Raw genomic sequence first — 11,040 nt, 5'->3', positions numbered from 1 at the left:
GCTGCTGCGCAGCCCAGCGGGAGCAAGCTCCCTCGCCACAAAAGCCCAAAAGCTCAAAAGCCCAAAAGCTCAAAAAGGCCTGTGTTCAAGCTACAAAAAAAGGCGACACCCGCCAAGGTGTCGCCTTTTTCATGAGCGCCGGTCTGGCTTAATCCGGCAGCTTGTAGGCAATCACATAATCACCCTGCTTGGTCCCCAGGGAGCCATGACCACCCGCAACGACCAGCACGTATTGCTTGCCGTCCTTGCCGGTGTAGGTCATTGGCGTGGTCTGGGCCCCCGCTGGCAGGCGACCTTCCCACAGTTGCTTGCCGTTTTTCACGTCATAGGCACGCAGGTACTGGTCGAGGGTGCCGCTGAGGAACGCCAGGCCGCTGGCAGTGGTGAAGGTGCCGCCCAGGCTCGGTACGCCCATGCTCAGCGGGATCGGTACCGGCGAGCTGTCACGCACGGTGCCGTTCTTGTGTTTCCACAGGGTCTTGTTGTTGGTCAGGTCCACCGCCGCCACATAACCCCAGGCCGGCGCCTGGCAAGGCAGGCCCATCGGCGAGAGCAGCGCTTCGAGGATCACCCCATACGGCGCGCCTTTGTTCGGCTGTACGCCTTCGGTTTCGCTCTTGCGCCCCGGACCGCCAGCCACTTCGGCTGCCGGCACCAATTTGGACTTGAACGCCATGTAGCTCGGGTTGACGAAGGCGATCTGGCGCACCGGGTCCACCGAAATACCGCCCCAGTCGAACACACCAAAGTTACCCGGGTAAACGATTGAGCCTTGCAGCGACGGCGGCGTGAACATGCCCTCATAACGCAGCGACTTGAAGTCGATCCGGCAGAGCATCTGGTCGAACGGGGTCACGCCCCACATGTCGCGTTCCTTGAGGACCGGCGGCACGAAGTTCAGGTCGGACATCGGTTGGGTCGGCGAGGTGTGGTCACCTTCCACCGCGCCTTGGGGCACCGGGATTTCCTTGATCGGGATGATCGGCTGGCCATTGCTGCGGTCCAGCACGTAGATGCTGCCCTGCTTGGTCGAGGCCAGTACCGCCGGTTTCACGCCGTCAGCGGTTTTCATGTCCATCAGGGTCGGTTGACCGCCGACGTCCATGTCCCACAGGTCGTGGTGAGTGAACTGGAAGTACCAGCGCACCTTGCCGGTGGCGATGTCCAGCGCCGTCAGGCCAGCGGCGTATTTTTCCGATTCCGGCGTACGGAAACCACCAAACTGGTCGGGGGTCTGGTTGCCCATCGGCAGGTAGAGCATGCCGAGTTTTTCATCGACGCTGAACATGGACCACATGTTCGGCGAATTGCGGGTGTAGGTCTTGCCCTCGGCAATCGGCGCGGTGTCGTCCGGGTTGCCGCTGTCCCAGTTCCACACCAGCTTGCCGGTGTGCACGTCGTAGGCACGGATGACACCGCTTGGCTCGTCGGTGGAGACGTTGTCGGTGACGTGGCCGCCGATCACCACCAGGTTCTGGGTGACCGCCGGTGGCGACGTGGAGTAGTAACCGCCGGCCGTGAAACCGCCGATGTTGGCAGTCAGGTCGACCTGCCCCTTGTCGCCGAAGTCTTCGCACATCTTGCCGGTGTCGGCGTTGAGGGCGATCAGGCGGGTGTCGGCGGTCGGCAGGAAGATCCGCCGCGGGCAGACGGTGCTGGCCGGTGTAGTGCTGGCGGTGCCGGTGGGACTCTGTTCGGCAGAGGCGTACGCAGCGTCATCGTGATAGGTCACGCCACGGCAGGTCATGTGGGCCCAACCCTTGAAGTTCTCCGCCTTTTGCGTGGAAAGCTTCGGATCGAAACGCCAGATTTCCTTGCCGGTTTCCGGTTCCAGGGCAATCACCTGGCTGTGGGGCGTGCACACATAAAGCATGCCGTTGACCTTCAGCGGGGTGTTCTCGGCAGTGGTTTCACCCGGGTCGTTCGGCCCTGGCAGGTCGCCGGTGCGGTAGGTCCAGGCTTCCTTGAGCTTGCTGACGTTCTCGGGGGTGATCTGCGCCAGTGGCGAATAGCGATCGCCATGGGCGCTGCGCCCGTAGGAGTTCCAGTCGCCGTCCGGCATGGCCGGTGCGGTGTTGGCCATACCCGGCACGCTGTCACGATCCAGTTGGCCCTTGATCTCACCTGGGTTGGTGAACTGGCTGGCGAGGGCGGCGACACCGGCGATGACCACGGCGGCGCCCAATGCGCGGGTTCCGGTGGCCGAGGCATCGGCGGTCAACAGCGGGCGGCGGAACCACGGCAACAACATGACGATGCCCAAGGCAAACAACAGCGCCAGGCGCGGCACCAGTTGCCACCAATCCAAGCCCACTTCCCACAACGCCCACACGGTGCTGGCGAACAGCACCAGCGCGTACAGGCCCAGGGCCGCGCGGCGGGCCATGATCAGCAGCACGCCAGTCAACGCCAGGCCGATACCGGCCAGCAGGTAATACCACGAGCCGCCAAGCGTGCTCAGCTTGACTCCCCCGGCCAACAGGGCCAGGCCCATCAATAGAAGCAGAATGCCGAGCAAACTCGGTAGCAGACGGCTTCGACTCAAAGCACCCTCAGTGCTCATAGTGTGTTTCTCCGTGACGTTTTAAGGAGTTCCGCGCAAGTAGTCACTGTAGATGACGATCTTGCAGGGGCATGGTTCAGTTGAAAAAAGGCAAATTCGGTTGCCGCGATCCCTTGTGGGAGCGAGCTTGCTCGCGATGCGGTGTGTCAGCCGGCTTCAATGTTGAATGTGCAATCGTTATCGCGAGCAAACTCGCTCCCACAGAAATCCTGAAAGACAGCGCTGTCTTTCAAAATCTGAACACTGGGCGTTCTTTGATCTTTCAGCAGGATTGAGCTGGACGCAGAGACTTCGGCACGCCAGAAGAAGCGTTTCAGCAAGCGGGCAAGGATAATGTCCTGTTCTCAATAGAGAAAGGGCTTTTGCTGACATGAATCATCTCGGATTCGGTAACAGTGCGCCTGGCTCTGGCGGCCATGATGAAGGCTATGCTTCCACCAAAGGGGCACCTCGGCTAAGGTGCGCGGCTTTACACCTTTAGCGCGAAGACCTCCCATGACCGAACCCAACAACAACCCGCTGCACGGCGTGACGCTGGAGCAGATTCTCAATGCCCTGGTGCAGCACTATGAATGGTCGGGGCTGGCCGAGCGCATCGACATCCGTTGCTTCAAGAGCGACCCGAGCATCAAGTCGAGCCTGACCTTCCTGCGCAAGACGCCATGGGCGCGGGAGAAAGTCGAGCGCCTGTACATCAAGTTGATGCGCACCAAGCGGCCGGTCTGAGCCGTGGGCAGTGATCAGGGTCGTCACCTCACGCTGCGACAGCGTTTTGTCTCGGTGACGGCACTGCTGGGCTGGGTGGGATTGAGCATCCAGTTGTATCTGATCCTGCTGGGTCGTTGGAAACTGGACGCGAGCCTGCTGGGCGGGCTGGTGAGTTTCTTCAGTTTCTTCACGGTCCTGACCAACACCCTGGTGGCCGTGGTGTTGACCTGGGAACTGACCCCTGGCGAATCGGCGGCCCGGCGCTGGTTCCTGCTGCCCAGCGTGCGCAGCGGCATCGCCGTGAGCATCGCCCTGGTCGGCCTGGCCTACAACCTGCTGCTGCGCCACCTCTGGCAACCCGAAGGTTGGCAGTTCGTAGCCGACGAGTTGCTGCACGACGTGGTGCCCTTGCTGTACATCGCCTATTGGTGGCTGTGGGTGCCCAAAGGTACCTTGCGCCTGGGCCACATCGGGCTGTGGGTAATCTACCCCTTGGTGTATTTCGCCTATGTCCTGCTGCGCGGGGATCTATTGGCGGCTTACCCCTACCCTTTCATCGATGTGGCGAACCTGGGTTATCCGCAGGTGTTCATCAATGCTGGGGGGATATTGCTGGGGTTTGTCGGGATTGCGCTGGGGGTGGTGGGGTTGGATCGGTGGTTGGGGCGGCGACCGGCTAAAGCCGTGTGAGAGGCTTTTGTGGCGAGGGAGCTTGCTCCCGCTGGGCTGCGCAGCAGCCCCCTTGGATCAGCCAGACGCACCGAGTTGTCAGTGCGTTATTGGGGCTGCTTCGCAGCCCAGCGGGAGCAAGCTCCCTCGCCACAGGGTTTTGTGTTCGCAAGTAGACATCACCGCCTGGCCGGCAACATCCACATCAACCCACTGGCCTTGGCCCGCTCATCACACAACGCCAAGACGCTGCGGCGCTCTTCGTTGTCCATCCGGCTCCAACGGGTGATCTCCGCCACGGTGCGCTGGCAACCGGTGCAGATGTCTTCATCGTCCAGCGCACAGATGTTCACGCAGGGCGAAGGCACCGGGCGTTCAGGGGCGCTCATGGTTCCTGCTCGAACAGGTCGCGGGCGTAGCGCTGGGAATTGTGCACATAGTGCGCCGCACTGGCCTCGAGCATTTTCTTCTGGGCCTCGGTCAGTTCACGCACCACCTTGCCGGGCGAGCCCATCACCAGCGAACCGTCGGGAATTTCCTTGCCCTCGCCGATCAGCGAGTTGGCACCGATGATGCAATTCTTGCCGATCTTCGCGCCGTTGAGAATCACCGCGTTGATGCCGATGAGGCTGTAGTCGCCCACCGTGCAGCCGTGGAGCATGGCGTTGTGGCCGATGGTCACGCCGGTGCCGATGGTCAACGGATAGCCCATGTCAGTGTGCATCACCGTGCCGTCCTGCACGTTGCTGTTCTTGCCGATCAGGATCAGTTCGTTGTCACCGCGCAGCACGGCGTTGAACCAGACGTTGGCGCCCTCTTCGAGGCGGACCTTGCCCACCAGCGTGGCGTTGGGCGCGACCCAGCTCTGTGGGTGGGTTTCGACACGGGCATCGCCCAGGCGATATTTCATGAGAGTCCTCGGGGGCGTCAGGTATTGATGAAACTCTTGGGCGGTTTGTGCAGGTCGATTTCGGCGTCGTACAGCAGGTTGACCAATTCGACGATCATGATCGCCGTCAGTCCCCAGATCTTGTATTCGCCAAAGCGATAACTGGGCACGTACCAACTGTGGCCCTGGTAATCGATGCGGTGCGTGTGTTCGCGCGGATCCTTGCGGAAAAATTCCAGCGGCACGCTGAATACCGCAGCGATCTCGGCATCGTTGGCCAGGTATTCGACGTAGTCCGGAATCACTCCGACATAAGGCGTGACCTTGATGCCGTGCAACGAGATCAGCGGACTGAGGGGGCCAATCACTTCCACCAGGCCGGGCGGCAGGCCGATCTCTTCCTCGGCTTCGCGCAGGGCGGTGAAGATCAGGTCCGGGTCTTCCGGGTCGCGGCGCCCGCCGGGGAACGCCACCTCGCCGCCATGGGTCGAGAGCCCGCTGGCGCGCAGGGTCAGTACCAGCTCCGGTTCATCGCTGCGGGTAATCGGCACCAGCACCGCGGCTTCAGGGAAACGTCGGTCAGCCTGCAGATCGTGCGGGGTATGGTTGCTTACTCGATGCAGTAGCTCGTCCAGCATGAGACTTCTCGATTTATTCGCTACCTTGCATCATGCACCAATCGTTCAAGCGGCCCAACCCCCGCACCGCGTCGTGTCGCGAAACGACAACTTGCCGCACCGGCCCACGCACGCCAAGATAGGCGCAGCATTCAGGAATCCAAGCATGAAATTCTGCAGCCAGTGCGGTAACCCGGTGACCCAGCGCATACCCGAAGGCGACTCGCGCCTGCGTTTTGTTTGCGACACCTGCCACACCATCCATTACCAGAACCCCAATATCGTGGCCGGTTGCGTACCGACCTGGGGCAGTAAAGTCCTGTTGTGCCGACGCGCCATCGAGCCAAGGCGTGGTTACTGGACGCTGCCGGCGGGCTTCATGGAAAACGGCGAGACGGTCGAACAGGCCGCCGTGCGCGAAACCGCCGAGGAAGCCTGCGCCCGTGTGCGAAATTTGAGCATCTATACGCTGATTGACGTACCGCATATCAGCCAGGTACATGTATTCTTCCGCGCCGAACTGGTGGATGAGGATTTCGCCGCCGGGCCTGAGAGCCTGGAAGTGAAACTGTTCGAAGAAGCGGATATTCCCTGGGATGAACTGGCGTTCCGCACGGTGGGCCGCACCCTGGAATATTTCTACGCTGACCGCCGGGCCGAAGATTACCCTGTGCGATCCGAATCGATCCCGCCACTGGCCCAGCCTGCCAATACATAAAAAACCCATTAATAGCCGCGACACCTCTAGGGATCGTTTCAATGCGCTGGTTGCTTGTCCTGTTCTGCTTGTCGTTCACCGCTGTGTCCCAGGCTTCCGCGCCGGGAACCTACAACGGCAAGACCATCGAAAAAGTGCTGGTGCTCAAGTCCGCCCATCAATTGCAATTGATCAACGACGGCAAGCCACTCAAGACCTATCGCATCTCCCTGGGCAAGGGCGCCAAGAAAGGCCCCAAGCTGATCGAAGGCGACAAGCGCACCCCCGAGGGTTTCTACTGGATCGACTGGCGCAAGACCAGCGACCGCTTCTACCTGTCGATGCACATTTCCTACCCCAACATCACCGACGCCGCCCGCGCCCGCCGTGAAGGCGTGGAACCGGGGGGCATGATCATGATCCACGGCACGCCGGATTCGGAAGAAAACCCTGAGCAGTTGTTCCATACGCTGGACTGGACTGATGGCTGCATCGCCATGCGCAATGTGGATATGCGCGAGGTTTGGAACCTGGTGCCGGATGGCACCATGATCGAGATTCGTCCGTAGCCCCTCGCCACACCCCATTCCCCGTGGCGAGGGAGCTTGCTCCCGCTGGGGCGCGAAGCGGCCCCAAAACCTGACAACCCGGTATAGATCGTTCCCACGCTCTGCGTGGGAATGCATCCCGTGACGCTCTGCGTCACCTTCCAGAAGCGGAACGCGGAGCGTCCCTGGCGGCATTCCCACGCGGGAGCGTGGGAACGATCGACTCGGTGTGTCTGGCAGATCCAGGGGGCCGCTTCGCGCCCCAGCGGGAGCAAGCTCCCTCGCCACAGGGGACGGTGTCGGTTTCACATCTTGCTACAAGTCCCGGAAGCGGAGCGCAACCGCCTTATCAGCTTTGATCTACCCTCAAAACTGATGCGGTGGCGCGATGCCCCGCAGAATTCATAGTGAGACGTGTCACGTCGAAGCATAGGCAGTCATGACGTATGTGATTCGACAGGGCTTCACCGTTCCAGATGGACATCAAATCATGACAACTCATAACAGTTTTATACGGACGACCGCGGTTGCGGTGGTGGCGTTGGCGGGTGTTTGGCAGTTGGGAGGCGACGCGTGGGGGGCTGGGGCGCCTGCGGAGGGTAAAGAGGAGCCGTGGTATCAAGCCTGGCTTCAGGTTACGGCGGATCCGAGCGTGCCGATTCGCAATACTAAGCCATTCTTGCAGTGGCGCACCGACACGGACGCGCTCTATCGCGGCGACACCACCGGTCAGGGCCTCGGGGCCTTCAGGGACGGTATCTTGCCCAAAGCCATAGGCTTTCCCGTGATCGATTGGATGTATGACTGGTGGGACCACGGGGCTGGAATAGGAAAATCGATCTATAGCAGTACAACCCGTGATCAGGCTATCGCTCAGAGTTTCGCCCAGGAATGGGTGTACGAGATCAAAGCCCCCCATGGAATCGACCAGGATAAATCGGGAGGGGCAGTCAGCGAGCAGGAAATCAGTTTCCCAGGGGGAATCAAGCGTCAGTTCGTCAAGCAGGCGTGCAAGAAGGATAACCTCTCCGATTGCGCCGCGAACCCGAACTACCGCGAACCGACCGGCCAGGAAAGCCCATCTGAAGTTGCGGCCGTAGCCATCGACTGGAACCGGATAGCTCCTCCGGAAGGCATGCCATGGGTAAACACTAAAGACTCTCTATGGGCAGTCAGTTCTCCGATAGCCAACCCCGTGCAGGGGGCGGACGCGCTTGCTAACGGATTACGAGGCAGGAACTCCAGGGCTCCCAATTTGAGGCTGGGGACCTCCCCGGAAGACAGTGTCTTCACGAACTCGGCTGTTATAGCCTTCTATGAATACAATGACGCCAGGGTCTGGGCGATCACGGAAGCACAGAACGGCGGCTGGGTGTATGAAGTCAGGCCCAACACCCCAGCGGTGGATCTGGCGCGGCCAAATTTCGGCGGACGTAACGGCGCTGTCGCCTTCATCGGCGGTATCAAGGGCGGCCTATTGATGAACGCCCGCCGTTTCGAGAAAGGTGTGAGTCAACCGGTCGAGTGCATTGGCATCGAAAAAGAAGCTTGTCGGCTTGAGAACCTCCACCAATAGTTTTCAAGGGATGAATCCCCTCGCCACAAAACACCATCCCCCTGTGGCGAGGGAGCTTGCTCCCGCTGGGCTGCGCAGCAGACCCAAGGCAGGCCACTCAATTTGCCTGACACATCGGGGTGTCAGGGTTTGGGCCGCTTCGCGCCCCAGCGGGAGCAAGCTCCCTCGCCACAGGGGTTTGGTGTCGATGGGCATATTTGTGAACGACTCAAATCCACTGTGGGAGCGAGCTTGCTCGCGATGAGGCCGGCACTTATTGCATCAAGTCCGAAGCTCTGCCCGGTCCAGGCACTTGTTCGCCAACAAAGCCCCCAACTCAATCATCTGCGCCACCCCCAACGCCACATGCCGCCGCGAGCCTTCCAGGTCGAAGGCAAGGTCGCTGAGCATTGCGTTGGCTGACGCCAGGGTTTCGCTGAGGTTGGCTAACAGGGCTTCAGTATCGACACTGTCCACTACGGTGAACAATTGCGCCGGTGGTTTGGCTTCTGATGCGCTGTCCTCAGGCTTGAGGTAATGGTCCATCGCGCGGTCGGCCGCTTCTTTCAGTCTTTCGGGAGCGTAATCGCCGTAGGGAAAGGTGGAGGCGGGTTTGGGAATGTCAGAATTTTTCAATGGAAGCTCCTTTATCTAATGGAGCCCAGGACAAAACGTCCGGGCCTGTTGCCCTGTGATTTTTCGGACGGTCAAACCCGGTCGCTGAATTGGCAGCGACACCCAAAGGCTAGAGCCCGCGCTTCCGAGGGACAACCCTAAAAACATGTCGGAAACTTCGGTGCGTCTGACAGACCAGCCGCCGTATGAGGATCATTCACACAACAAAAACCCGGCCTAAGCCGGGTTTCGATCACAACATTTGGATTCAAACAAATGCTGCGCGCTGCTCAGCCTCATAATGCCGAGTCTGAAAAGGCATGAGGACCTGTACCTTCAAACCAAGACCTTCACTCACCCCCCACGAGAGGGCGAGTTCATCACGACGACTGCGAAGCGTTACAGCGGCTTGTGAAGTCACTTCGTGCTTAGGTGCCGAACGCCAGAATAGCTCAAGCGCTTTGAAGACTTCCGACACGCGGCTATCGGTTACGCATGAAAAGCGGGTGAATCGTTCGAGCAAATACCCTGCGCGACGAACCTCGACCTCATCAGTGTGCCTACTTAGAAAAGCCTGAGCGACACTCATCAGGTCCGAATTTGAATACCAGACAGCCTTGGCTGCACTCACAAGCGCGGCGTCATCTGCCTGCTTTAATGGGCTTTTAACTAACGTCTCTAGAGCAAATAGGAGACTTGATCTGTTAGCTGGCTTCTCCATTTGTATTCCCAAGAAATTTTAAAAAAGGACAGCAAATCAAAAGGCTAAAACCACCACTTCTTAAGGACAACCTTAAAAACCTGTCGGAAACTTCGGTGCGTCTGACAAACCGCAAATCTCTGTGGCGAGGGAGCTTGCTCCCGCTGGGCTGCGCAGCAGACCCAAAGCAGTCAACTCAATTTGCCTGACACACCGCGCTGTCAGGTTTTAGGGCCGCTTCGCGCCCCAGCGGGGCGGTGCGACGTTTCGCTAAATCCCCTCGCCACACCATCATTCCCCGTGGCGAGGGAGCTTGCTCCCGCTGGGCTGCGCAGCAGCCCCAAGGCCGTTAACTCAATTTGCCTGATACACCGCGTTGTCAGGTTTTGGGGCCGCTTCGCGCCCCAGCGGGGATAAATCCCCTCGCCACAACAGCTCGTTAGCCTTGGTGGCTCGAACGACCGCCCGTCAGCATCGAAAAATAAAATCAAAAAATCGCAAAGTCAGAAATTACCTACAGATGAATACCAGTTCACCCAGCGGCCGTTGTCGCAGGCTGCGATCTTTGCTTTCGAACCCCCAACCTCTAATACCACTTCAATCCCACCCCACCAAAACCCTCCAATAACCCCTCTACATCCAGGGCATGCGGCGTTGACATGGTATTCAAGTGGTATTAGCTTCCACCTCACTTACCGGGCGACAAACAACTCAATAACCGCATCGGACACCCACATGAACGACATCCTGGCCCTGCGCCCCGACGACACCCAACCCACGCCGCTGTACCTGCAATTGGCGCGTAACCTGGAGACGGCGATTCATGCCGGCCAGTGGAAAGCCGAGCAGGCGATGCCGTCCGAGCGCAGCTTGAGCGAGCAACTGGGCATTTCCCGGGTGACCGCGCGCAAGGCGTTGGAAGTGTTGTTCGAACAAGGATTGATCCGCCGTAACCAGGGTTCGGGGACGTTCATCACACCGCGCCTGGAACAACCGCTGTCACGCCTGAGCGGCTTCAGCGAGATGCTCCGCCTCAAGGGTTTTGTCCCGGGCTCCCAATGGCTGGAGCGGGACATCACTCCGCCCACCCACGAAGAACTGATCCGCCTGGGCCTGTCGCCCACCGACAAGGTCGCGCGGCTCAAGCGGCTGCGCAAGGCCGACGACACGGTCATGGCCATCGAGATGAGCACCCTGCCCGCCTCGATCATTCCCAAGCCACAGGCAGTGGGCGATTCGCTCTATGAATTTCTCGACAGCATCGGCAAACCGGTGGTGCGCGCCCTGCAACACATCCAGGCCATCAACGCCTCGGACGAGTTCGCCGCCCTGGTGGGCATCGCCCCCGGCACCGCCATGTTGCTGATGACCCGGGTCGGCTACCTGGAAGACAACACCCCCATCGAAGTCACCGACACCTATTGCCGCAACGACTACTACGACTTTGTCGCAGAACTGCGGCGCTAGACGACCAGAGAA

12 protein-coding genes are annotated in these 11,040 nt (G+C 59.9%); 6 read left to right on the top strand and 6 right to left on the bottom strand.

The genetic code is table 11. The features are described 5' to 3' along the window. Nucleotides 1–148 precede the first annotated feature (148 nt). Nucleotides 149–2,563 (bottom strand): glucose/quinate/shikimate family membrane-bound PQQ-dependent dehydrogenase, encoded by a 2,415-nt coding sequence (locus tag V7773_RS12315; protein ID WP_336073602.1) that lies wholly within the window; start codon nt 2,561–2,563, stop codon nt 149–151. 495 nt (nt 2,564–3,058) lie between these two features. Between V7773_RS12315 and V7773_RS12310 the strand changes: the two genes are divergently transcribed. Together V7773_RS12310 and V7773_RS12305 are read left to right on the top strand one after the other, a co-directional pair. Then, nucleotides 3,059–3,289, top strand: coding sequence for a VF530 family DNA-binding protein (locus tag V7773_RS12310; RefSeq protein ID WP_003205228.1), 231 nt, complete (start codon nt 3,059–3,061; stop codon nt 3,287–3,289). Between the two features lie 3 nt (nt 3,290–3,292). Further along, nucleotides 3,293–3,961, top strand: a complete 669-nt coding sequence (locus tag V7773_RS12305; RefSeq protein WP_336073601.1) for a Pr6Pr family membrane protein — start codon at nt 3,293–3,295, stop codon at nt 3,959–3,961. Nucleotides 3,962–4,119: 158 nt separating this feature from the next. Here the strand turns inward: V7773_RS12305 and V7773_RS12300 are convergent, their stop codons facing one another. From V7773_RS12300 to V7773_RS12290, 3 genes are read right to left on the bottom strand one after another with little or no spacing between them, the layout of a single operon-like run. Further along, complete coding sequence (locus tag V7773_RS12300; protein WP_336073600.1) at nt 4,120–4,329, bottom strand: DUF1289 domain-containing protein; 210 nt, start codon at nt 4,327–4,329, stop codon at nt 4,120–4,122. Continuing rightward, nucleotides 4,326–4,850 carry a gamma carbonic anhydrase family protein gene (locus V7773_RS12295; RefSeq protein WP_063324543.1) on the bottom strand — a complete coding sequence of 175 codons (525 nt, stop codon included), beginning with the start codon at nt 4,848–4,850 and terminating at the stop codon, nt 4,326–4,328. The genes V7773_RS12300 and V7773_RS12295 overlap by 4 nt, the downstream gene beginning before the upstream one ends. 17 nt (nt 4,851–4,867) lie before the next feature. Then, nucleotides 4,868–5,467: a CoA pyrophosphatase gene (locus V7773_RS12290; protein ID WP_063324542.1), complete on the bottom strand. Its 600-nt coding sequence runs from the start codon at nt 5,465–5,467 to the stop codon at nt 4,868–4,870. A 145-nt stretch (nt 5,468–5,612) separates the two neighbouring features. On the opposite strand from V7773_RS12290, the gene V7773_RS12285 reads away from it, so the two are divergent. The 3 genes from V7773_RS12285 (at nt 5,613) to V7773_RS12275 (ending at nt 8,267) form a co-directional block, all read left to right on the top strand. Beyond that, nucleotides 5,613–6,164: an NUDIX hydrolase gene (locus V7773_RS12285; RefSeq protein WP_092205380.1), complete on the top strand. Its 552-nt coding sequence runs from the start codon at nt 5,613–5,615 to the stop codon at nt 6,162–6,164. A 41-nt stretch (nt 6,165–6,205) separates the two neighbouring features. Further along, nucleotides 6,206–6,712 (top strand): L,D-transpeptidase family protein, encoded by a 507-nt coding sequence (locus V7773_RS12280; RefSeq protein WP_063324540.1) that lies wholly within the window; start codon nt 6,206–6,208, stop codon nt 6,710–6,712. Between the two features lie 469 nt (nt 6,713–7,181). After that, entirely contained in the window at nt 7,182–8,267 is a 1,086-nt protein-coding gene (locus tag V7773_RS12275; RefSeq protein WP_336073596.1) for a scabin-related ADP-ribosyltransferase, read from the top strand. Between the two features lie 261 nt (nt 8,268–8,528). On the opposite strand, the gene V7773_RS12270 is transcribed toward V7773_RS12275, so the two are convergent. Together V7773_RS12270 and V7773_RS12265 are read right to left on the bottom strand one after the other, a co-directional pair. Next, the gene (locus V7773_RS12270) at nt 8,529–8,882 is read right to left on the bottom strand and encodes a DUF6124 family protein (protein ID WP_092146900.1); all 354 of its coding nucleotides are present in this window, start codon (nt 8,880–8,882) and stop codon (nt 8,529–8,531) included. A 247-nt stretch (nt 8,883–9,129) separates the two neighbouring features. Next, nucleotides 9,130–9,582: a hypothetical protein gene (locus V7773_RS12265; RefSeq protein ID WP_336073595.1), complete on the bottom strand. Its 453-nt coding sequence runs from the start codon at nt 9,580–9,582 to the stop codon at nt 9,130–9,132. Nucleotides 9,583–10,296: 714 nt separating this feature from the next. Between V7773_RS12265 and V7773_RS12260 the strand changes: the two genes are divergently transcribed. Next, entirely contained in the window at nt 10,297–11,028 is a 732-nt protein-coding gene (locus V7773_RS12260; protein WP_092146894.1) for a GntR family transcriptional regulator, read from the top strand. Nucleotides 11,029–11,040: the final 12 nt, after the last annotated feature.

It is taken from the genome of Pseudomonas sp. 3JA, assembly GCF_036961705.1.
Taxonomy (GTDB): Bacteria; Pseudomonadota; Gammaproteobacteria; order Pseudomonadales; family Pseudomonadaceae; genus Aquipseudomonas; species Aquipseudomonas fluorescens_Q.
Note: the sequence above shows the minus strand (reverse complement) of the source record. Positions and strands in the feature narration are given on the sequence as shown.